The organism is Rossellomorea sp. DA94, from assembly GCF_029834455.1.
GTDB lineage: Bacteria > Bacillota > Bacilli > Bacillales > Bacillaceae_B > Rossellomorea > Rossellomorea vietnamensis.
The window spans coordinates 3,988,050-4,012,009 of record NZ_CP122397.1 but is presented as its reverse complement, the minus strand read 5'-3'; the positions used below and the strand labels follow the sequence as shown (position 1 = coordinate 4,012,009).

At 44.3% G+C, this 23,960-nt stretch carries 20 protein-coding genes, 1 tRNA gene and 1 other RNA gene; 21 read left to right on the top strand and 1 reads right to left on the bottom strand.

Annotated features, from left to right (window positions below; translation table 11 throughout):
* Both P8596_RS20865 and P8596_RS20860 read left to right on the top strand, forming a co-directional pair.
* Window positions 1–372, top strand: a complete 372-nt coding sequence (locus P8596_RS20865) for a response regulator transcription factor (RefSeq protein WP_279724930.1) — start codon at window positions 1–3, stop codon at window positions 370–372.
* Entirely contained in the window at window positions 359–3,229 is a 2,871-nt protein-coding gene (locus tag P8596_RS20860; protein ID WP_279724928.1) for an ATP-binding protein, read from the top strand. Before P8596_RS20865 ends, P8596_RS20860 begins: the two co-directional genes overlap by 14 nt.
* A gap of 50 nt (window positions 3,230–3,279) precedes the next feature.
* Here P8596_RS20860 and clpP read toward each other — a convergent pair whose 3' ends face one another.
* Window positions 3,280–3,876, bottom strand: coding sequence for an ATP-dependent Clp endopeptidase proteolytic subunit ClpP (gene clpP / locus P8596_RS20855; protein ID WP_098439082.1), 597 nt, complete (start codon window positions 3,874–3,876; stop codon window positions 3,280–3,282).
* A gap of 585 nt (window positions 3,877–4,461) precedes the next feature.
* Between clpP and P8596_RS20850 the strand changes: the two genes are divergently transcribed.
* The 19 genes from P8596_RS20850 (at window position 4,462) to P8596_RS20760 (ending at window position 23,954) form a co-directional block, all read left to right on the top strand.
* Window positions 4,462–4,533, top strand: a tRNA-Arg gene (locus tag P8596_RS20850).
* Window positions 4,534–4,774: 241 nt separating this feature from the next.
* Window positions 4,775–5,374 carry a 3'-5' exonuclease gene (locus P8596_RS20845; RefSeq protein ID WP_279724926.1) on the top strand — a complete coding sequence of 200 codons (600 nt, stop codon included), beginning with the start codon at window positions 4,775–4,777 and terminating at the stop codon, window positions 5,372–5,374.
* Between the two features lie 362 nt (window positions 5,375–5,736).
* Window positions 5,737–7,077, top strand: coding sequence for an RNA polymerase factor sigma-54 (rpoN, locus tag P8596_RS20840; RefSeq protein WP_279724925.1), 1,341 nt, complete (start codon window positions 5,737–5,739; stop codon window positions 7,075–7,077).
* Window positions 7,078–7,234: 157 nt separating this feature from the next.
* Complete coding sequence (locus P8596_RS20835; protein WP_061809793.1) at window positions 7,235–7,480, top strand: glutaredoxin family protein; 246 nt, start codon at window positions 7,235–7,237, stop codon at window positions 7,478–7,480.
* Window positions 7,481–7,629: 149 nt separating this feature from the next.
* Window positions 7,630–8,649: a sugar-binding transcriptional regulator gene (locus P8596_RS20830; protein WP_061809792.1), complete on the top strand. Its 1,020-nt coding sequence runs from the start codon at window positions 7,630–7,632 to the stop codon at window positions 8,647–8,649.
* 55 nt (window positions 8,650–8,704) lie between these two features.
* Window positions 8,705–9,712, top strand: a complete 1,008-nt coding sequence (gene gap / locus P8596_RS20825) for a type I glyceraldehyde-3-phosphate dehydrogenase (protein WP_044338275.1) — start codon at window positions 8,705–8,707, stop codon at window positions 9,710–9,712.
* Between the two features lie 182 nt (window positions 9,713–9,894).
* Complete coding sequence (locus tag P8596_RS20820; RefSeq protein WP_279724924.1) at window positions 9,895–11,079, top strand: phosphoglycerate kinase; 1,185 nt, start codon at window positions 9,895–9,897, stop codon at window positions 11,077–11,079.
* A 61-nt stretch (window positions 11,080–11,140) separates the two neighbouring features.
* Window positions 11,141–11,905, top strand: coding sequence for a triose-phosphate isomerase (gene tpiA / locus P8596_RS20815; RefSeq protein WP_224521950.1), 765 nt, complete (start codon window positions 11,141–11,143; stop codon window positions 11,903–11,905).
* Window positions 11,898–13,433, top strand: a complete 1,536-nt coding sequence (gene gpmI, locus P8596_RS20810; RefSeq protein ID WP_254652316.1) for a 2,3-bisphosphoglycerate-independent phosphoglycerate mutase — start codon at window positions 11,898–11,900, stop codon at window positions 13,431–13,433. The genes tpiA and gpmI overlap by 8 nt, the downstream gene beginning before the upstream one ends.
* A gap of 13 nt (window positions 13,434–13,446) precedes the next feature.
* Window positions 13,447–14,739, top strand: a complete 1,293-nt coding sequence (eno, locus tag P8596_RS20805) for a phosphopyruvate hydratase (RefSeq protein WP_034764211.1) — start codon at window positions 13,447–13,449, stop codon at window positions 14,737–14,739.
* 166 nt (window positions 14,740–14,905) lie between these two features.
* Window positions 14,906–15,133 (top strand): preprotein translocase subunit SecG, encoded by a 228-nt coding sequence (gene secG, locus P8596_RS20800; RefSeq protein ID WP_060672588.1) that lies wholly within the window; start codon window positions 14,906–14,908, stop codon window positions 15,131–15,133.
* A 321-nt stretch (window positions 15,134–15,454) separates the two neighbouring features.
* Window positions 15,455–16,201 carry an alpha/beta hydrolase gene (locus P8596_RS20795; RefSeq protein WP_224521953.1) on the top strand — a complete coding sequence of 249 codons (747 nt, stop codon included), beginning with the start codon at window positions 15,455–15,457 and terminating at the stop codon, window positions 16,199–16,201.
* 27 nt (window positions 16,202–16,228) lie between these two features.
* Window positions 16,229–18,568: a ribonuclease R gene (gene rnr / locus P8596_RS20790; RefSeq protein ID WP_279724923.1), complete on the top strand. Its 2,340-nt coding sequence runs from the start codon at window positions 16,229–16,231 to the stop codon at window positions 18,566–18,568.
* A gap of 120 nt (window positions 18,569–18,688) precedes the next feature.
* Window positions 18,689–19,159, top strand: coding sequence for an SsrA-binding protein SmpB (gene smpB / locus P8596_RS20785; protein ID WP_034764201.1), 471 nt, complete (start codon window positions 18,689–18,691; stop codon window positions 19,157–19,159).
* Window positions 19,160–19,317: 158 nt separating this feature from the next.
* Window positions 19,318–19,658, top strand: a transfer-messenger RNA (tmRNA) gene (gene ssrA, locus P8596_RS20780).
* Window positions 19,659–20,172: 514 nt separating this feature from the next.
* A complete protein-coding gene (locus tag P8596_RS20775; protein WP_224521955.1) occupies window positions 20,173–20,499 on the top strand; it encodes a four-helix bundle copper-binding protein in 327 nt (108 codons plus the stop codon).
* A 282-nt stretch (window positions 20,500–20,781) separates the two neighbouring features.
* Entirely contained in the window at window positions 20,782–21,243 is a 462-nt protein-coding gene (locus tag P8596_RS20770; protein WP_224521956.1) for a CopY/TcrY family copper transport repressor, read from the top strand.
* A gap of 23 nt (window positions 21,244–21,266) precedes the next feature.
* Window positions 21,267–21,482 (top strand): heavy-metal-associated domain-containing protein, encoded by a 216-nt coding sequence (locus P8596_RS20765; protein WP_034764185.1) that lies wholly within the window; start codon window positions 21,267–21,269, stop codon window positions 21,480–21,482.
* 15 nt (window positions 21,483–21,497) lie between these two features.
* Window positions 21,498–23,954 carry a heavy metal translocating P-type ATPase gene (locus tag P8596_RS20760; RefSeq protein ID WP_254652314.1) on the top strand — a complete coding sequence of 819 codons (2,457 nt, stop codon included), beginning with the start codon at window positions 21,498–21,500 and terminating at the stop codon, window positions 23,952–23,954.
* The last annotated feature ends 6 nt before the right edge of the window (window positions 23,955–23,960 follow it).

Below are 23,960 nucleotides of genomic sequence, written 5' to 3'. Positions count from 1 at the left end.
ATGGCGAGAATTCTAATAGCGGAAGATGAAGAAGTGCTCCGGATGCTGATGGTAGATACACTCGAAGACGAAGGACACGAACTTGATGAAGCAATAGACGGTCAGGAAGCAATCGATTCCATCATGGAAAATGACTATGATCTCATTCTTCTTGACTATATGATGCCTTTATACACAGGACTCGAAGTAATTGAAAAAGTCAGGAACTCCCCTGAAAAGGGTTCGGTAAAAATCATGATGGTATCTGCAAAGAGCCAGCAGGCGGATAGAGATCTCGTTTTGAAATCCGGTGCAGACTATTTCATTGCCAAACCATATAGTCCTGCAGAGCTTGTTCAGCGGATCGAGGACATATTGAATGAAGAGAATTAAAGAGTTTTTTCAAACGAGCTTACGTAATCAATTCATCGGATTGATGAGTGGTTTCATTGCCATCTTCTTCATCGGGGCAGCCTGTTTGTTTCTATATGATCAATCCATTACAAATGAATACCAGGTTAAGAGAAATTCCCTGAACCACAAAGAAGATCTGGCTGAGCAATTGGACAGAGGATTTCAAAAAGCGTTCTTCGATGCGAGGGGATACATTGCATTTGGTAGACAGGAATTTAAGGAAAGTATTTTTAAACAAGAGAAAAAAGTCGATGATACGTTAAAAAAATTAAAAGAGCTGGAAACAGAACCTGAAGATCAACGCTTCTACAAAGATGTGGAGGAGTTTTCCAACCTGTATTTTAAGGATATGGTCCCGCCGATCATCCAAGATTTCGAAGAGGGGAACATAGAGGCAGTGAAAGAAGCTTCGGCTGACGGGGCAACGGCCACAATCGAAACCTTTCAAACCCAGCTCAATGGGTATGCGGATTCCATTGAACAAAGCAAACGAAGTGCGTATGATGAGTTGAAACGAAAAGAGTCTTTAAGTCAATCAGCCTTTGTCATCTTTATTTTTCTTATGCTCGTGGTTCTGATGAGATTGATGAGAATGATTGCAAAACAAATCGGTCATCCCCTTGATCAAGTGGCGTCCGCAGCCGAACACATTGCTGAAAATGAAGCATACCAGCAATGGTCGTTTGAAAATAAGCGGAAAGATGAAATCGGTAAGATGTCCAGGGCATTCGAAAAGATGATTTATAAAATCCAGGAAAAGGAAGAGCATCTCCTGGCTCAGAATGAAGAACTGCAGGCTCAACAGGATGAGCTTGAATCCCAGCAGTCGGAACTCGAGCACCTGCTGAATATGACAAAGAACAGAGAGTCGCAACTGGAGAGACGGAATGAATTCATTCATGGGATTTCGAGCTCCCTTAACAAGCAGGAGGTACTGGAAAGTATCGTGAAAAGCATGAGTCACGTGATGGGGGCCTCAAGGGGGATGATCGTCCTCATGGATGACCAAAAGTCCAATGCGGCATATGGGATATCGAAAAATGGTGCTGAACAGTTCTTGACGTACATTTATAACGGTATCCATCAGCGATTATTTGATTCGAGGGAGCCTTTCACACTTAAAAGGGAAATGGTTCCGTCCGAGAAAGGGTATCATGACGAGACCCTCTACTCGTATGACTTATTCTTACCCGTCCTTTCCATCGATCAACAGGTGGAAGCCATCATGGTATTCAGCCGTTTCGGAAATGATTTCAATAAGCAGGAATTGGCTGAGTACACGAGTCTTACAAAGCAAATCTCCATCTCTTTACAAAAGATCACCCTTTTTGAAGAGTCCGAGACCAACCGTCAATTAACGCAGGACATCCTTAACAACATTCAAGAGGGGATACAACTCATCGATAAAGAGGGCAACAACTTATTAATGAATAAGAAATTGTCAGGTCTGATCAATGGTGAAATTGACGAACTTCAACAGGCATGCTATCAAACCTGGAAGCAGTCACTGATTGATCGGGTGGAAGACAAAGAGAAACTGGATGAGTATTATGAAACCATTGTGAAGGAAGGGAAGACAGGGAAACAGCTCCTTACCTATCACTTGGTGGATAGTAAAGAAGTATTCCAGGTGTATTCTGAATCCCTCTATCGTGGGGAAGATCAGATAGGCACGATCTTTGTTCATCGTGATATCACGAAAGAATTCGAAGTCGATCAAATGAAATCGGAGTTTGTCAGCACCGTCAGCCATGAACTTCGGACCCCTCTATCAAGCGTGCTTGGATTTACGGAACTGATGCTGACAAAAGACTTAAAGCCTGAACGGACGAAGAAATACTTAACGACGATCTATCAGGAAGCAAAGCGGTTAACATCCCTTATCAACGACTTCCTGGATGTGCAGCGCATGGAGTCCGGACGCCAGACTTTCGATAAAAAATTCGAAGATGTCGTCCCGCTCATTCAACAGGTGATCGATACCCAAAGGGTCAATGCGCCCCATCACTCTTTCAATATCGCAAGGGAGACGGACTGCACGATCGTCCTTGGGGACCGGGATAAGTTGTCACAGGCATTCACCAATCTTATCAGCAATGCCATCAAATATTCTCCTGATGGGGGTACCATAACCATCCGATTCCGCGAAGGAGAGGAGAGCATTCTCATCGATATCCGGGATGAGGGCCTCGGTATACCACAGGACGCAATTCCAAATCTCTTCACCAAGTTCTACCGGGTCGACAACTCCGATCAGAGGAGAATCGGTGGTACTGGATTGGGGCTGACGATCGTGAAGGAAATCATTGAAACCCATGAAGGAAACATCACCGTTTCTTCAGAAGAGGGGAAAGGGAGTCTATTCACCGTGCGGCTGCCGATCGTGACCATCGAAACCTTCAAAGAAGATGAACAATGCGGTGACGGGATGAACATCGTTGTCATTGAAGATGATATCAATCTTGCATCCTTGCTCAAAGCCGAACTTTCCGACAGTGGGTTCAAGGTGTTGCATAAAGCTTCAGGTGGTGAAGCTTTAACCAACATGCAGGAAGAGAAACCCGATGCCGTTGTTCTCGACATTATGCTTGAAGGAAGCATGTCGGGATGGGATGTACTTGAGAAAATGAAATCGGACCACGAACTTGCCCAAATACCCATCATCATTTCTTCCGCGCTGGATGAAAAAGAAAAAGGGCTCACGCTTGGAGCCAATGATTATTTAGTCAAACCCTATCATCCCAGCAGGCTGTCTAAAACGATTTTACATCTGCTGTTGAAAAAAGGGATGAACGGTGAAATTTTGGTGCCGGTTGAGGAAAAACGACTGAAATAGAATGAACAAAAAACCCCCTTCACGGAGTCCGTGAAGGGGGTTTTGTATACTTATTTATTATCCATTTCGTTACGAGTGATGATGCGGTCGATCAATCCGTATTCAAGCGCTCTTTCAGCTGTCATGAAGTTATCGCGGTCCGTATCTTTTGAAATCACTTCAAGAGGTTGACCAGTGCGATCAGCAAGGATTTGATTCAATTTTTCACGAAGGAATAGAATACGCTTTGCAGCGATTTCAATTTCCGTCGCCTGACCTTGAGCACCACCAAGTGGTTGGTGAATCATCACTTCAGCGTTAGGAAGGGCTAAACGCTTGCCTTTTGCACCTGCTGCAAGAAGGAACGCACCCATTGAAGCCGCCATACCGATACAGATTGTTTGCACATCAGGCTTGATGTATTGGATTGTATCGTAAATAGCCATACCTGCCGTGATGCTTCCGCCAGGAGAGTTTATGTAGATTGAGATATCCTTCTCCGGGTTTTCAGATTCAAGGAAAAGAAGCTGTGCTACAATGGAGTTCGCCACATTGTCGTCAATGCCGCTTCCAAGCATGATGACCCGGTCTTTCAATAAACGTGAATAAATGTCATATGCACGCTCACCGCGGTTTGTTTGTTCAATAACTGTAGGAATTAAATTCATCCTCGTTCCTCCTTAGATATCTTTTATTTTTTTAGAGTTACTTATTCACTTTGTACTGTTATCATACACCCATGGTCAATAAAGGTCAAACTTAATGCTTCCTTATTTACCCTGTATATAAATCCTTTCTACATGATACCCATTCATACCTTTTTTAAACGGGCGGGTGTTTGTAAAGTTTATGGTTGACAGCTGGGGTAAGTTCCATAATTAACATGATTAAAAGGGATTCTACTCTAAAAGGAGCATAAGGTGAAAATAATGACCGTTCCTTTTCGCTGCAGGCACTTGCTTTCCGCGGGGCGTGAGTTGAGCCTCCTCGGGCGCTGCCCTGTGGGGTCTCAACTTTCCCGCTTTTCCCGCAGGAGTCAAGTGCCTTCCGCTTCAATCCACTCTGTGGTTCTGTATTAGGATAGATAAAGATAAACAGACCCAAAATGAATTTAAGCTTTTCTGTAAAGAAATCCCCACACCACTTTTAAATGATATTAATGATGAAGCTAAAAAAGACATATACGATAATATCTATTGCAAACAAGTAATATCTGGCTTATAATATATATTCGTGACGGTTATTCATTTCTTGCCCTCGTGGTGCAACGGATAGCACGTAAGATTCCGGTTCTTAAAATGGGGGTTCGATTCCCTCCGAGGGCGTAGTTGAAAGAGAGATATGAAGGTGTTTCCACAAGTTTTTAATTTGTGGAAGCACCTTTTTTCGTTCCTGAGATTAAGGGTATTGTAGTGTATTGTATAATCATATAATATACCTGTTTTGAAGAAGTGCCGGATCAGTTTTGAATGAGATACATAGGAAAGTGGCAAGAAGATTTCGCCTTGCATCAGAAAGTTAGAGATAGCAAAGAAGAAAAATTTAAAACCGGGATGGTGGATTAGAATGAAAGATTTTGTAGCTTTTGACTTTGAAACGGCTAATCGTGCAAGACACAGTATATGCTCAGTCGGAATGGTATTTGTAGAAAATGGAGAAATTGTGGATTCCATTTACCAATTAATCGATCCAGAAGAAAAATTTGATCATTTTAATATCAAAATCCATGGAATTACACCACAAGATGTTAAAGGTGCGATGACGTTCGATGCTTTCTATCATTCTATCAAGGACAAAATAGAGAATAAGTTGATGATTGCTCATAATCTTTCCTTCGATGGTTACGCTTTGAGGGATAATTTAGCTCGTTATGAAATGAAGCCTGTGTACAACCAATTTCTCTGCACCTATCAAATGTCCAGAAAAATGGTGAAGGGTCTTCCTGCCTATCAGCTTTCCTCTCTTTGCACTTATTTTGGAATCGAATTAGATAACCACCACCATGCTGCAGATGATGCTAAAGCATGTGCTCAAATAATGCTAAAACTAGCAGAAGAGTACAAGATTACAGACTTTGATTCCCTCTACCATAAGACTCGAATCAAACCGGGAGAAATATCCGAAGGCATCTATCGCTCTTCATTAGTAAGTAAATCTGCTAAATAACTCAACTTTATAGTGATGTTCAATTGAGGCATTCTCCGTGGCTGCCTATTCATTCTATTAATTATAAAAAAGAATGGTGCTGTGATGGATGGGTACACACATGCTATGTTGATTGTAGCGGAAGGTGCTCGACTCCTGCGGGAAACGCGTGAAAGTTGAGACCCCACAGGGCAAAGCCCGAGGAGGCTTAACTCACGCCCCGCGGAAAGCGAGCACCTGCAGCGGAAATCAACCACTACTCTCTCCGGAAAGTTTTGAAGAAAACACTCATATATATAGTACAAACCCACCAACTACCAACGAATTCCCATTAACGAACAACCAATTTTATTGTAGAATAGACAAATGGGAGGTTAGTAATCATGAATTTGAAAGCAGGACTTTTTCAAAATCAACAACTGAAACTTCAAATGACTCAACAGCTTTCTCAAGCCATCACCATCCTCCAATATTCTACGATGGAACTGAATGCTTATTTAGAAGCTAAGCAATTAGAGAATCCCCTTATACAAGTAGAACCGCCTAAACAAGACTCCCTCTATCAACGAGAACCTTATACGTATAAACGAAATGCCGGCAATCCCGGGAATACGGTGGATTGGTATGAATATGTTTCCGTGCCGACGAGTACCCTTACGGATGCCTTATCTGTTCAAATAAATTTGAAATCGCTTACTTCTTTCGATCGGAAGATACTTGATGAATTAATATGCAGCTTGGATGACAACGGTTATTTAAGAGTGGATGAACCATCCTTCATGCAAAAACATGGTCTGGAATGGGCTCAACTGGAAACCTATATTAAGAAGATTCAGGAGTTGGAACCGGCTGGGATAGGGGCGAGATCCCTGCAGGAGTGCATTTCCCTTCAGTTGCAGAGAAAAGCAGATGTTCCCCCTTTGGTGAAGCAGATTGTAACCGATCATTTTCAAGCCTTCGGGGAAAAGAAGTGGAAAGCGATCAGCAAGGAGCTTGGGGTTGAACTGAAAGACATCCAGCAGGCTGCTGATTTCATCCAACACTGTAACCCGAGGCCGGGATCGAAATACTCCCAGCATATCGCTGAATACATTACGCCTGAGCTTGTGGTGAACGTGATCGGCGGGCATACCGTGGCCGTATCGTTATATGATGGGACAACCGTTAACGTCACGTATAATGAAGAGTACACCGATTTCATGAAAGATCACCCGGATAAGGAAGTCCAAACCTATATTCAAGAGAAGGAGCAGGATTTCCGGTGGCTCCTGCAAAGTTTACGACAGCGGAAACAGACGATCCTAAAAGTGGGGAAGATACTTGCTGAGAAACAGAAGTCGTTCTTTTTGGAAGGGCCACCTGCGATCCAGCCCCTGACGTTAAAGCAGGTGGCGGATGAAATCGATGTACACGAATCGACGATCAGCCGCGCCGTGAAGGGGAAGTATATGCAAACTCCTTTTGGAATCTTCGAGTTGAAGTACTTCTTTACCTCAGCGATTAAATCGGTCAAACTGGAGGATTCAGAAGCGGCGTCTGCCCGGACCGTGAAAAATGAGCTTCAAAAACTGATTGATGAAGAAGACAAGAAAAAGCCTCTATCAGACCAGAAGATTGTCAATCTACTATTGGATAAAGGCTATGATGTTTCCAGAAGGACCATCGCCAAATACCGTGATCAAATGGGGATCACTTCTTCTACGATGAGGAAGAGATATGAATAGAAGATAGAATGTAGAGTGTACCAGGTACACAATGGTTGGTTTGTACCTGGTACTCGGAAGCTGTTTTGTACCGTACAACAATCAACAAATGTACCAGGTACAAAAACAACATCCCAACCTGACCCAACCTACAACTAAAACAAAGCGAGGCAACAATATGAAGCAAGTCATTTTCTACACACGCACACAATGCGGACTTTGCGAAGACGCAAAGATCACCCTGAAACTTCTTCAGGATGAGATGGGCTTTTCCATTGAAGAAGAGGATATCGATAAAAGCGATGACCTCACAGAACGTTTCGGACTGATGATCCCGGTCGTGGAACTGGACGGGGAAATCCTTCAATATGGGCAGATTGATTATTTTACGCTTAGCAAGCGTTTACATGAAAAAACCCGATAGTTTCTAGTTGAATTACGATTCATACCCTGATAAAATGAAACTTGTAAGCAGGGATGAATTTTTTTTGGAGGTAGTGGGACATAATATGTCTATGTGGGACGAAAAGAGTCCAATGCATCCACGGACTTCATTTGAAGGAGCTTTTAACTATGGAATCTTTAATTGACATACAAAAGCGATTATTACCTGACCTGCTTGAAATTATGCAAAAAAGGCATCAAATTCTACGTTCCATCCGGTTCATGCAGCCTGTCGGACGCAGAAGTCTTGCTCAGAATATGGGCCTGACGGAACGCGTACTGAGAAGTGAAGTGGAGTTCCTGAATAATCAAGATCTCATTGATATCAAAACTTCCGGGATGATCATGACGGAAGATGGTATCCAGCTTTTAGAGAACCTTGAAAGCATGATGAGGGAGATTTCCGGGATCAACGTAATGGAACAGGAATTAAAATCGTTACTTAATCTTCATGAAATTGTAATCGTTCCGGGGAATAGTGATGAGTCACCTTGGGTAAAAGAAGAATTAGGGCGTGCTTCAGCTGCTAGTATGAAACGCCGACTTAAGGGAAATACTATCATCGCTGTGACTGGAGGTTCGACGATGGCAGCCGTAGCAGAAAGGCTGACACCTGATTTCTCTGACGAAACCTTGTTCGTTCCTGCTCGGGGTGGAATCGGGGAAGATGTGAAGAACCAGGCCAATACCATCTGTGCCAAGATGGCCGAGCACACAGGGACGCGTCATCGTGTTTTATATGTGCCGGATCAGGTTAGTAAAGAAGTATATAAGTCCTTCTTGAAAGAACCGATGATCAAAGAGGTCCTTAATTTGATCAAATCCGCCAACATGGTTCTCCATGGAATTGGGGATGCTATCACAATGGCAGAAAGACGGAAGACCACGGAAGAAGATTTTGAGAAAATCACCGAGGGTCACGCCGTCGGGGAAGCATTTGGTTACTATTTTGACGAAGCAGGTGAAGTGGTACATAAGGTGCCAACGATCGGCCTGCAATTAGAAGATTTAAGTCACATCGAGAACGTCATCGCCGTCGCTGGCGGCAGCTCGAAGGCGAAAGCGATTCGGGCGTATATGAAAGGTGCTCCACACAAGACCGTGCTCATCACGGATGAAGGAGCAGCGAGAGAGCTTTTAAAAGGGTAAGCCCTTTTGAAATATAAAAAAATCATCCTTAACTATCTAAAGGAGGAAATTATTCATGGCAACAAAAATTGGTATTAACGGATTTGGACGTATCGGACGTAATGTATTCCGTGCAGCACTTAAAAATAACGACGTAGAGGTAGTAGCAGTTAATGACTTAACTGATGCAAACATGCTTGCTCACCTTTTACAATATGATACAGTTCACGGAACTCTTCAAGAGAAAGTAACTGTTGACGGTGACTACCTTGTAGTTGGCGGTAAAAAAGTAAAAGTATTGGCAGAGCGCGATCCTGCTCAACTTGGTTGGGGAGATCTTGGCGTAGATATCGTTGTTGAATCTACTGGCCGTTTCACAAAGCGTGCTGACGCTGCGAAACACATCGAAGCCGGCGCGAAGAAAGTCATCATTTCTGCTCCTGCATCTGATGAAGATATCACAGTGGTTATGGGTGTTAACGAAGATAAATACGACGCGGCTAGCCACGACGTTATCTCTAACGCATCTTGTACAACAAACTGCTTAGCGCCATTCGCGAAAGTTCTTAACGATAAATTCGGAATCAAGCGTGGAATGATGACAACCATCCACTCTTACACAAACGACCAACAAATCTTAGACTTACCACATAAAGATTACCGTCGTGCACGTGCAGCTGCTGAGAACATGATTCCAACAACTACAGGTGCTGCGAAGGCTGTATCTCTAGTTCTTCCTGAGCTTAAAGGGAAACTGAACGGTGGAGCGGTTCGTGTTCCAACTCCAAACGTTTCTCTAGTAGACTTAGTTGCTGAACTTGATAAGAACGTAACGGCTGAAGATGTAAATGCAGCTCTTAAAGAAGCTGCTGAAGGCGATCTTAAAGGAATCCTTGCTTACAGCGAAGAGCCTTTAGTATCAACTGACTACAACGGTAGCCCGGCTTCTTCTACAATCGATGCACTTTCTACAATGGTTCTAGAAGACAACATGGTTAAAGTCATCTCTTGGTACGATAACGAGAGCGGATACTCTAACCGTGTAGTAGACTTAGCTGGTTATATCGCTTCAAAAGGACTTTAATCCTTAAAGTTTTGTAAATTGACATCATTAGCATGGTGATTGATGGATAAATTTTGTCCCACCATCTATAATGAAGATGTGATGAAGGGGAGCGGGGAAGATTCCCCTCTCCCTTTTCTTGTTGTTGTTTCTATTTTTTTGAAAAAGATGTAGAAATTGAAAACCAAAGGAGGCCTTTTACAATGAACAAAAAGTCGATTAAAGATGTCGATGTAAGAGGGAAACGCGTATTTTGCCGTGTAGACTTTAACGTACCGATGTCTGAAGGCAAGATTACAGACGAAACCCGTATCCAAGCTGCTCTTCCTACTATTAAGTATTTAGTGGATGGCGGAGCAAAGGTCATTCTGGCTAGTCACTTAGGCCGTCCGAAAGGTGAAATGGTGGAAGAACTGCGTTTAACACCTGTGGCTGAAAGACTTTCCGAACTTCTTGGTAAAGATGTAGCCAAAGCGGATGAAGCTTATGGTGAAGCTGTTCAATCAAAGATCAGTGACATGTCTGAAGGTGACGTTCTTGTACTGGAAAACGTTCGCTTCTACCCTGGGGAAACAAAGAATGATCCTGAGCTTGCGAAAGAATTCGCAGCGCTTGCTGACCTTTATGTGAACGATGCATTCGGTGCTGCTCACCGTGCACATGCTTCCACTGAAGGAGTAGCGAAGCACCTTTCAGCTGTTGCAGGCCTTCTGATGGAGAAAGAGCTTGACGTCTTAGGAAAAGCTTTATCTAATCCTGAACGCCCATTTACAGCCATCGTTGGTGGTGCAAAGGTAAAAGACAAAATCGGTGTTATTGACAACCTGTTAGATAAAGTGGACAACCTGATCATCGGCGGAGGACTTGCTTACACATTCGTGAAAGCCCAAGGCCATGAGGTAGGGAAATCCCTTCTTGAAGAAGATAAAATTGATTTAGCGAAGCAATTCATGAAAAAAGCAGAGGACAAGGGTGTTAAATTCCTTATGCCTGTTGATGTAGTCGTTGCTGATGACTTCTCAAATGATGCAAATACGAAAGAAGTGGACATCGATTCGATCCCTTCAGATTGGGAAGCACTTGATATCGGACCTAAGACGAGAGCTCTATTCCAAGATACGATCAAAGATTCTAAGCTTGTGATCTGGAACGGACCGATGGGTGTATTCGAATTAGAAACATTTGCAAATGGAACGAAAGCCGTAGCGGAGGCGTTAGCCGATGCAACAGATACATATTCTGTTATCGGTGGCGGTGACTCTGCAGCAGCCGTGGAAAAGTTCGGCTATGCTGACAAGATGAGTCATATTTCTACAGGTGGTGGAGCATCACTCGAGTTCATGGAAGGAAAAGAACTTCCTGGAGTCGTGGCTCTTAACGATAAATAATCGCTTCATCAAAGACCAACATCTTGCTGAACCGATATGAAAAACAGAAAGGATGAGGACAATGCGTAAACCAATTATTGCAGGTAACTGGAAAATGAACAAAACGCTTGGAGAAGCTAAATCCTTCACTGAAGAAGTAAAAGGTCTTGTGCCTGATCAGGAAGTAGTGGACTCTGTCATTTGTTCACCAGCCCTATTTTTAGAAAGCTTGGTAAACCTAACAAAGGATACTAAAGTGGCTGTAGGTGCTCAAAACATGCACTTTGAAGAAAACGGAGCATTCACAGGAGAAGTGAGTCCTGTAGCCCTTTCTGACTTAGGTGTACAATATGTCATCCTTGGACACTCAGAACGTCGTGAAATGTTCAATGAAACAGATGAGTCAGTAAACAAGAAGACTCTTGCTGCATTCAAACACGGTTTAACACCGATCGTTTGTGTAGGTGAAACACTTGAACAACGCGAAAACAACGAAACAAAAGAACTTGTCGGAACTCAAGTGAAAAAAGCACTTGCAGGTCTTTCTGAAGATCAAGTGAAACAAACGGTCATTGCATATGAGCCAATCTGGGCAATCGGTACTGGTAAATCTTCTACAGCGGAAGACGCGAACGAAGTATGTGCCCACATTCGTCAAGTGGTTGCAGGAGAATTCTCTGAAACAGCTGCAGATGCCGTGCGCATTCAATACGGCGGTAGTGTGAAACCGGCTAACATCAAGGAATACATGGCTCAATCGGATATCGATGGTGCCCTTGTAGGTGGAGCGAGCCTTGAACCACAAAGCTTCCTTCAATTGTTAGAAGGTGCTAGTAACAATGAGTAAGTCACCAGTAGCATTAATCATCCTGGACGGCTTTGCCTTCCGTGATGTGAAAGAAGGAAATGCGGTCGCTCAGGCAAACAAGCCGAATTTTGACCGCCTGTGGAATCAATATCCACATAATCAACTGACAGCATGTGGCGAAGCGGTGGGACTGCCTGAAGGACAAATGGGGAATTCCGAAGTGGGTCACTTGAATATCGGTGCAGGACGTATCGTATACCAAAGCTTGACGCGTGTGAACCTGGCCATCCGTGAAGGGGAATTCGAACAGAATACCACATTCCTGGATGCCATCAATCATGCAAAAGAAAAAGGCACGAATCTTCATATCTTCGGACTGCTTTCGGATGGCGGAGTGCACAGCCATATCGAGCATCTTTATGCCCTTCTAGGTTTAGCGGCCAAAGAAGGAATGAAAGATGTCTATGTCCATGCCTTCCTTGACGGTCGAGACGTCGGCCCTCAAACGGCGAAGAAGTACATTGAAGACGCTGAAGCGAAGATGAAAGAAATCGGCGTTGGTCAATTTGCGACGATTTCAGGTCGTTACTATTCAATGGACCGCGATAACCGTTGGGAACGAGTGGAGAAATCCTACCGTGCCATGGTATATGGTGAAGGCCCAAGCTATCAGGATCCAATCGAACTTGTAAACGATTCGTATGAAAATGGAATCTATGATGAGTTCGTGATTCCATCTGTTATTACAAAAGAAAACGGAGAGCCGGTAGCAACAATCAAAGACGAAGATGCAGTCATTTTCTACAACTTCCGTCCGGACCGTGCCATCCAAATCTCGAATACATTTGCGAATGCAGATTTCCGTTCATTCGATCGCGGAGACAAGTTCCCGAAAGATCTTCACTTTGTCTGCCTGACACGATTCAGTGAAACGGTTGACGGCTTTGTTGCATTCAAACCGACGAACCTTGATAACACCCTTGGTGAAGTCCTTTCTCAAAACGGACTGAAGCAATTGCGCATCGCTGAAACGGAGAAATACCCTCATGTCACGTTCTTTATGAGCGGTGGACGTGAAGAGGAATTCCCAGGTGAAAAACGGATCCTGATTGATTCTCCAAAAGTGGCAACGTATGACTTGAAGCCTGAAATGAGTGCATATGAAGTGACGGATGCACTACTTGAAGAGATTCGTGAAGATCGTCAGGATGCGATCATCCTGAATTTTGCCAACCCTGATATGGTCGGTCACTCAGGTAAGCTTGAGCCAACGATCAAAGCAATCGAAACAGTGGATGAGTGTCTAGGGAAGATCATCGACCTCATCACGGAAAAAGGCGGTACAGCCATCATCACGGCAGACCATGGGAATGCTGATGAAGTGGTGACGGAAGAAGGCACTCCTATGACGGCTCACACAACGAACCCAGTTCCTGTCATCGTGACAAAAGAGGGCGTGGAGCTTCGTGACGGTGGGATCCTTGGGGACCTAGCCCCGACCATGTTAGATCTATTAAATGTAAACCAACCAGACGAAATGACTGGAAAATCATTAATTAAAAAATAAGGAGAGATTCTAAATGCCATTTATTACAGACGTATACGCACGTGAAGTATTGGATTCACGCGGAAACCCAACAATCGAAGTAGAAGTTTACACACAATCAGGTGCTTTCGGACGCGCACTTGTTCCATCTGGAGCATCAACTGGTGAATACGAAGCAGTAGAACTTCGTGACGGAGAAAAAGACCGCTACCTTGGTAAAGGGGTACAAAAAGCAGTCGATAACGTAAACAACGAAATCGCTGAAGAAATCATCGGTTACGACGTTACTGAACAAGTAGCCATTGACCAGGCGATGATCGCTCTTGACGGTACAGAAAACAAAGGTAAATTAGGTGCCAACGCAATCCTTGGTGTATCCATGGCTGTTGCACGCGCTGCTGCTGACTTCTTCGGAGTGGAATTATACCAATACCTTGGTGGATTCAACGCGAAGCAGCTTCCAGTACCAATGATGAACATTGTTAACGGCGGAGAACACGCTGACAACAACGTAGACATCCAGGAATTCATGGTTATGCCTGTAGGAGCTCCTACTTTCAAAGAAGGTCTTCGCATGGGTGCTGAAATCTTCCACAGCCTGAAATCAGTTCTTAAATCAAAAGGCTACAACACTGCAGTTGGTGACGAAGGTGGATTCGCTCCAAACCTTAAATCAAATGAAGAAGCTCTATCTACGATCATCGAAGCAATCGAAAAAGCTGGATACAAGCCAGGAGAAGAAGTTCTTCTTGCAATGGACGTTGCAGCTTCTGAAATCTACAACAAAGAAGACGGTAAATATCATCTTTCTGGAGAAGGCGTTGTTCGTACTTCCGCAGAAATGGTTGATTGGTACGAAGAAATGTGTAACAAATACCCAATCATCTCAATTGAAGATGGTCTTGACGAAAACGACTGGGATGGTTTCAAACTACTGACTGACCGTATCGGTAACAAGGTTCAATTAGTTGGGGATGACTTATTCGTTACTAACACGACGAAGCTTTCTCAAGGTATCGAACAAGGTATCGGTAACTCGATCCTGATCAAAGTGAACCAAATCGGTACACTGACTGAAACATTCGACGCGATCGAAATGGCGAAACGCGCTGGTTACACAGCCGTCATCTCTCACCGTTCTGGTGAAACAGAAGACAGCACAATCGCTGACATCGCTGTTGCAACAAACGCTGGTCAAATCAAGACAGGTGCTCCATCACGTACAGACCGCGTAGCAAAATACAACCAACTACTTCGCATCGAAGATCAATTGGCTCACACAGCTCAATATCTTGGAGCGAAAACATTCTATAACGTTAATCGCTAAAAGCGATTGAAGAGAGGCAGCCCCGTCTTAGGACGGGGCTGTTTTTTTTGGGAAATCATATCCGGTACCAACTCTTTCCACAATTCAAACAATATTACCTTGTCCACTTCATCTTCCCTATGGTAAACTAGAGATAATGTTATGTTCGTATCAGGAGGTGGGACTCATGCACACAATACTCGTCACTTTACTTATTATTGTATCAATTGCACTTATTGCTCTTGTATTACTTCAGTCAGGTAAAAGTGCTGGACTTTCAGGGGCCATCTCTGGTGGTGCAGAACAACTTTTCGGGAAACAAAAAGCTCGTGGGATTGACTTGGTACTGCACAGAATCACAATCGTATTATCGGTACTATTCTTCGTACTAACCATCGCCATCGTAGCTATCTAATACGAATCAAAACCTGATCATTAAGGTCAGGTTTTTTTATTTAGACAGACAGATTTTCAAGCGAAATATTGGATTGTCTGACCAATGTTTGCTAAAAATAGAGAAGAAGAGTGGACTAAACGATCGTTTAATAGAACGAAGCCTGTCATAACAAGCTTCCTGGATACTAATCAAACGTTTGTTTAACAAAAATTCACGTAAAATCAAAGTACATAACTAAATCGTTTAAACAACTGCTTAATAGAATGGAGCTTGTTAAATCAAGGTTTCTGCCGACTAATCAAACGTTTGTTTAAATTGAGTTAAAAAGGAGTCATAAAGATGAAAACAGTATTACCAAAACCATTCACATTCGAAGCGGGTCCAAGAGCAGTATTGCTGCTTCATGGCTTCACAGGAAATTCTGCTGACGTCAGAATGCTTGGACGCTACTTAGAAAAGAAGGGCTATTCATCCCATGCCCCTCACTATAAAGGACACGGTGTTCCACCTGAAGAATTGGTCCATACAGGGCCAGAAGATTGGTGGAAGGATGTCATGGAGGGTTATGAGCATTTAAAGAGCAAGGGATACGAAGAGATTGCGGTCGCCGGCCTTTCTCTGGGAGGGGTATTTTCTCTTAAATTAGGTTACACTGTACCTGTAAAGGGTATTGTCCCTATGTGTGCGCCAATGTATATAAAAAGTGAAGAAGTCATGTATCAGGGGGTAGTCGATTACGCCCGTGAATTTAAAAAGTTTGAAGGAAAACAGGAAGACCAAATTGAAAAAGAAATAGAAGAGTTTAAGAAAACGCCGATGAATACGTTGAAGTCCCTGCAGGAATTGATTGCAGATGTGCGTGAAAACGTGGACATGATCTATTCACCGACGTTCGTCGTGCAGGCAAGGCATGACCATATGATCAATACGGATTCTGCGAATATCATTTACGACAACGTGGAGTCGGATGAGAAAGAGATCAAGTGGTACGAAGAGTCCGGTCATGTCATTACATTGGATAAAGAAAAAGAACAGCTTCATGAAGACGTCTACAATTTCCTGGAGAAATTGGATTGGACGGTTTGATGAATTCGATGATCAGGAGGGATTGTCATGGACGAAAATATTAAAGTGCATGTGGATAGGCTCCTTTCTTATATGAAGGAAGAAGCATACAAACCATTGACGGTACAGGAGCTTGAAGAAGCATTCGGAATTGAAGGGTCCACGAACTTCAAGGATTTTGTCAAAGCACTTGTCGTAATGGAAGAAAAGGGGCTCGTCGTACGTACAAGAAGCAACCGCTACGGCCTGCCTGAAAAAATGAATCTGGTAAGAGGGAAAGTATCCGCTCATGCAAAAGGATTTGCGTTTGTGATACCTGAAGAATCCGGTATGGATGATATCTTCATCCCTCCGAATGAAACGAATAACGCCATGCATGGCGATATTGTATTAGTCAGGGTTTCAACCTCTTCTTCAGGTTCAAGAAGGGAAGGGACCGTCGTCCGGATCGTCGAGCGCGGTGTCGATCAAATGGTCGGTACGTTCACGGAAAGCAAGCATTTCGGTTTTGTCATCCCTGATGATAAAAAGTTTGCCAGTGACATCTTCATTCCTAAGTCTGCCCAAATGGGAGCGGCTGAAGGACATAAGGTCGTCGTAAAGTTGACGTCATATCCTGAGGGACGCAAGAGTGCTGAAGGGGAAGTCATCGAAATCCTCGGTCATAAAAATGATCCGGGAGTCGATATACTCTCCATCATCCATAAGCACGGGATTGACGTTGAATTTCCTGAAGAGGTCATGGATCAGGCGAACAAGGTGCCGAGTGAAATCGACGAATCGGAAATTCCGAACCGGAAAGATCTCCGCGATCAAACCATCGTCACGATTGATGGCGCGGACGCCAAGGATTTGGATGACGCTGTAACCGTGACGAAACTCGACAACGGGAATTACAAGCTTGGAGTACATATTGCAGACGTGACGTACTATGTCAAAGAGAGCTCACCGATCGATCAGGAAGCATTTGATAGAGGGACGTCGGTCTATCTCGTAGACCGGGTCATCCCGATGATTCCGCATCGTTTATCCAACGGGATTTGTTCCCTTAATCCGAAAGTGGATCGTCTAACATTATCATGTGATATGGAAATTTCACCTGAAGGCGATGTCGTCAAACACGAAATCTTCCAGAGTGTCATTAAGACAACCGAGCGAATGACCTATTCAGATGTAAACAAGATTCTTGTGGATAAAGACGAAGAGCTCCGCACGAAATATGAGCCTCTGGTTCCGATGTTCGAGGAGATGGAGGACCTGGCTCAGGTTCTACGTACAAAAAGGATGAAGCGTGGAGCCATCGACTTTGATTTCAAAGAAGCGAAAGTGCTGGTGAATGAAGAAGGGGAACCGACAGATGTCGTCCTTCGTGAGCGTTCAGTGGCAGAGAAGCTGATCGAAGAATTCATGTTAGTGGCCAATGAGACGGTTGCCGAGCATTTCCACTGGATGGAAGTGCCGTTCATCTACCGAATCCATGAAGATCCGAAAGAAGATAAGCTTCAGCGCTTCTTCGAGTTCATCACCAATTTCGGTTTGATCGTAAAAGGAACAGCGAATAGCATCCATCCCCGTGCCCTTCAGGAAATAGTCGAAGACGTACAGGGCGAACCGGAAGAAATGGTCGTTTCGACGATGATGCTCCGTTCCATGCAGCAGGCGAAATACGATCCTGAAAGCCTCGGGCACTTCGGGCTCGCAACTGAGTTCTACACTCATTTCACATCTCCGATCCGCCGTTACCCTGACTTGATTGTTCACCGTTTAATCAGAACGTATTTGATTGAAGGGAAAATCGATCAGGCCACCCGTGAAAAATGGGGTGCGCAAATGGGTCATATCGCTGAGCATACATCCAGCCGTGAGCGCCGTGCAGTGGACGCAGAGCGTGAAACCGATGAATTGAAAAAAGCAGAGTATATGGAAGACAAGGTGGGAGAGGAATACGATGGAATCATCAGCTCCGTTACGAATTTCGGTCTGTTCGTCGAATTGCCGAACACCATTGAGGGTCTTGTCCATGTAAGCTATATGACGGATGATTACTACCGGTTTGATGAACGCCATCTTGCCATGATCGGTGAAAGGACTGCCAATGTATTCAGGATTGGGGATGAAATCACGGTTCGTGTCGTAAGCGTCAATAAAGATGAGCGTGCCATCGATTTCGAAATTGTTGGGATGAAAGGGAAGCGCAAAGAGCGTGAAGGCCGTGTCCGTTCGATTTCGTCAGATCAAGGGAAATCAAACCGAGGGAAATCGGATCGTTCTTCTTCCCGTAAAAAGGACGGGGAATGGTCAACGCGTAAACCGAACAATAAGAAGAAAAAAACCAATAAGAAGCACTTTGAAAATGCACCAAGAAGCAAACGTAAAAAGAAGAAATAACAGTCTGGGAGCAACGGGACAACCTTTGCTCCTTTGCTTTTCAGACGGTAACGATACAATTTTCATTGAAAATATGAGATAATAATGAGTAAACTGACGGAAATGACTAGGGGGATTCCAATGCCAAAGGGAGAAGGCAAGCTTATTGCCCAAAATAAAAAAGCGAGGCATGACTATGCCGTAGAAGAAACATATGAAGCGGGTCTGGTGCTCCAGGGGACAGAGATCAAAGCGATCCGCGGAGGACGGGTGAATCTGAAGGATTCCTTTGCCCGTGTTCAGAACGGCGAAATCTTTATTCACAATATGCATATCAGTCCATATGAGCAGGGTAATCGTTTTAATCATGAACCACTTAGAACACGTAAATTATTGCTGCATCGCAAACAGATCAATAAGCTGATTGGCGATTCAAAAGAAGCGGGTTATTCCATCGTCCCGTTGAAGCTATACATCAAAAATGGTGTAGCGAAACTTTTGATCGGGCTGGCACGTGGTAAGAAGAAGTACGATAAACGTGAAGACTTGAAGCGTAAAGAAGCGAATCGTTCTATCCAGAGAGAATTGGCTCAGCGTCAAAAAGGAATGTAACACTACAGATTTCCGGAATATGGCATTTGCAATTATCTCAGGATTTGTTATACTAGTATATGTCGCAAGGTAATCAAGCGGCAGTAAGAACAATTGAATAAGTGACTTACACGCTTAACTTATTCTTTCCCGTTCTTCCCTTTCTATCATGGGGACGTTACGGATTCGACAGGGATAGTTCGAGCTTAGGTCGCGAGCCGTAGGGGTCGTCTACGTTAAAACGCCAAAGCCAATAATAACTGGCAAAACTAACAATAACCTAGCTTTAGCTGCGTAATAGCACTTTAGCTGTTCCTCCCTCCATCGCCTATGTGGTAGGGTAAGGGACTCACTCTTAGTAGGCTACGCCGGAGTCCACCGTCTGAGGACAAAGGAAGAGATTAATCAGACTAGCTGCACGGACGCCCGTCGATAGGCAGAAGCTGTAGCGAACTTGCGAATATATCGACTACGCTCGTAGACGCTTAAGTGGCGATGTTTCTGGACGTGGGTTCGATTAGTTCATAGTCGCCTTATGTGGTAACACATAAGTGAAAATTTGGCTTTATCGGTGAAACCTAAGTCACACCCAGTGTGATATGGCAATGCCGAGCGGTATGTGGAGCAATCCAACAGCCGTGTATCGACTTATAGGCTGCCGAAGTTCGGTAGTACTAGGATGCGGAATCCTATCTCTCAGCAGATAAATTTACATTTCGCATAATACGCCAAAGGACCTGAAACTACAAGGTTCAAGATATAGTCAGTGCCATGTCGAAAGCATGGAATTGCACGTCCCACCGTCTCCACCAAATACATATTTGGTGGTTTTTTATTTGTGGTTTTATTGATATTCCTTAGTTTCATATACTTTAGTTAAGTTAGCCATGTTCCTGTTTTAAAAGGAACATGGCTTTTTTTGGACGTTTCAGATTGATTTGGATATAAAAATAACCTAAATCCGTTTAAACGTATTCTAACAGGATATAGTAAATGTGTATCCATTAACCAAACGAAACGGGAGGAATGAAAAAATGTCACACGAAAAGTATCAATCAGCCATCAAAGCACTACACGATTGTATGGAAGCCTGTAACCACTGTTTCGATTCCTGCTTAAAAGAAGAAGATATTAACATGATGAAAGGATGCATCCGGTTAGATCGTGAATGCGCGGATATTTGTTCATACTTAGAGCAGTCCTTAGTGAGAGGGACACCATTTGCAGCGGAACTCGCCCAGGTGTGTGCGAAGATTTGTGAAGCATGTGGCGAAGAGTGTAAGAAACATGATCATGATCATTGTCAAAAATGTGCGGATGCCTGCTTTAACTGTGCAGAAGAGTGTAAAAAAATCGCCTAACACCAATAATGGTCGCCGAGAGAGTGTGGTCATCAGCTAAATAAACATAAAGGGATGATCCTATATCGGGATCATTTTTTTTTGACTCATTTACGAAAGGGTCTTTTACTAAGAGAAATGAGTTTGTAGAATACCGCCAGTGGTACAGAATAAAAACACAGATAAAAAGCAACAGCCCATTTTTACAAGTAGACAAATCAATTCTGTTGACTAAATTCGATTACAGTTGTAAACTAAAAATATAAATCGATTACAAATGTAAACATAAAAGGGGGGATCATCTTGCCCAAAGAAGAAAAACCGGAAATCACGGATTCTGAGTGGGAAGTGATGAGAGTTGTCTGGACGCTCAAAGAAGTGACCAGTAAGGAAATAAGTTCCGTCCTGCAGGAAAAGAAAGAGTGGAAACCGGCAACGACCAAAACCTTTATTGGGCGCCTGGTCAAAAAAGGGATGCTGACGACTGAGAAAATTGGCAACCGGTTCATTTACAGGCCGGGAGTCAGTGAGGAAGAAAGCCTCAAAACACTGAAGGCAGGGTTATTTACTCACATATGCAGCCGGGCGGTGGGGAAGACGATTGCCGACTTGATTGGAGAGGCAAAGCTGAGCCATGATGATATCGCCCTTCTTGAACAAGTTTTACAAACCAAGAAAAGGGATGCTGTCGATGAGATCGCATGTAATTGCGTACCAGGACAGTGTACCTGTAAAAAGGATCACGGCATGAACTGCCATCATTAAAAATTAAAGGAGTGTTTTATTCAATGGAAAAGACATTATTAAACGTATCTGGAATGACATGTGGGAATTGTGTGAAAAAAGTAGAGACGGTTCTGAATGAACTGGACGGAGTAGAAAAAGCCAAAGTTGATCTCGAGAATGGTGCGGCTAAGGTGAAGTTTGACGAATCGAAGCAATCACCAGACAGTTTAAGTAAAGCGGTGTCTGATGCGGGATATCAAACAGAACCTGCAAAATAAAAGGTGGTTAGCACAATGGCGGAAAAAACATTGAACATCGAAGGAATGACATGTGCCTCTTGTTCACAGGCTGTTGAGAAAGCAACGAAGAAACTGGCTGGTGTTCAACAAGCAAGCGTAAATCTTGCAACGGAGAAATTGAATATTACCTATGATGAAAATGAGCTCTCACTTGAAGAAATCAAGCAAGCCGTGGATGATGCAGGTTATAGAGCAGTTACAGAAATGGAGAAAAAGACATTCAGCGTGACAGGCATGACGTGCGCTTCCTGTGTGCAATCGGTCGAAAAGGCAACAAGGAGGCTCGATGGCGTCAAGGATTCGACGGTCAATATGGCTACAGAGAAAATGGTCATTGAGTACGATCCCGCCGTCGTTACCGTGTCTGATATCAAGGGAGCGGTTTCCGACGCCGGATATGAAGCAGATGAGGACACTGATGTGGAACAATCAGTGGACGAAGACAGGGATAAGAAAGAGGAGCACATCAAGACCATGTGGAAACGCTTCTGGGTTTCAGCCGTCTTCACCGTTCCCTTGCTCCTGGTTTCCATGGGGCATATGTTCGGCATGCCGCTGTCCGATGCAATCGATCCGATGGTGAACCCATCTGGATTTGCGTTGATACAACTTGTGCTTACCATTCCTGTCGTAGCGATGGGGAAACCATTTTTCACCGTAGGATTTAAGACGCTTTCCAAACGCCATCCGAATATGGATTCATTGGTGGCGCTCGGAACGGGAGCAGCGTTTTTCTATAGTTTGTTTGCAAGCATCATGATCATAGCAGGCAGTGAACGGTATGCGCAGAACCTTTATTTTGAATCGGCAGCCGTCATCCTCACCCTCATTACATTAGGGAAATATTTCGAGGCCCTTTCGAAAGGGAAAACGTCTGAAGCCATCAAGAAGCTGATGGGTCTTGCCCCTAAAACGGCTACTGTCGTAAGAGATGGAGAAGAAGTAGAGATCTCAGTGGACGAAGTGGCAGTGGGAGAGATCATCATCGTGAAACCCGGTGAGAAGATACCGGTGGATGGAGTGGTGCTGGAAGGAAAAACATCCGTCGATGAAGCGATGCTGACAGGGGAAAGCATCCCTGTAGAGAAGACCAGTGGCTCAAACGTCATCGGTGCGAGCATCAATAAAAATGGAACCATCCGATACGAGGCTACGAAAGTCGGAAAAGATACGGCACTATCCCAGATCATCAAGCTGGTCGAAGATGCCCAGGGGTCAAAAGCACCAATCGCCAAAATGGCCGATATCATTTCAGGTTATTTTGTTCCGATCGTCATCGTCCTTTCCATCCTATCCGGTCTCGCCTGGTATATAGCAGGTGAGTCAGGTCTCTTCGCCTTTACGATCACGATTTCGATTCTTGTCATCGCCTGTCCTTGTGCGCTGGGGCTCGCAACACCTACGGCCATTATGGTCGGTACGGGGAAAGGCGCGGAAAATGGCGTATTGATTAAAAGCGGTGGTGCCCTTGAAACAACTCATAAGATCGAAACCATCGTATTTGATAAAACCGGTACCATCACGGAAGGAAAGCCTGTGGTGACGGATATCGTGACCTCGGAATCCATTTCAGAAGAAGAACTCCTGGTACTTGCCGCTTCAGCTGAAAAGGGATCTGAACATCCTCTTGGCGAAGCGATTGTCAGAGAGGCGGAAGAAAGAGGGCTCACCCTGCGTAAGACCGACTTCTTTGACGCCATTACGGGACAGGGAATTGAAGTGACGGTCGAAGGAGACGATCTCCTCCTCGGAAACCGCAAGCTGATGGACGAAAATGATGTCGATGTCGGTGAACTGGCGGAAGTTTCGGACCGCTTGGCAGCCGAGGGGAAAACGCCCATGTATATCGCCGTCGAAGAAGAGATTGCGGGCATCATCGCCGTTGCTGATACGGTGAAGGAAACGAGTTTCAAAGCCATTGAAAAGCTTCACAGGATGGGGCTCCAAGTGGCCATGATCACGGGAGACAATAAGCGGACAGCGGAAGCGATCGCAAGAGAAGTAGGGATCGACCGCGTACTGAGTGAAGTATTGCCTGAAGACAAAGCAAATGAAGTCAAGAAGCTTCAGGAAGAGGGCAGGAAAGTGGCGATGGTGGGGGATGGAATCAACGATGCCCCGGCACTTGCACAAGCGGATATAGGAATCGCCATCGGTTCTGGTACGGATGTAGCCATGGAGTCGGCAGACATCGTCCTCATGAGAAGTGACCTCATGGACGTACCGACAGCCGTCGAATTGAGTAAAGCAACCATACGGAACATTAAACAGAACCTTTTCTGGGCCTTTGGCTATAACATCCTCGGCATACCCATTGCCATGGGAATCCTGTATCTGCTCGGCGGACCGTTACTGAATCCAATGATCGCTGGTGCAGCCATGAGCTTCAGTTCTGTATCCGTGTTGCTGAACGCCCTGCGCCTGAAAGGATTCAAACCATCAGAAACGTAGTTCTTG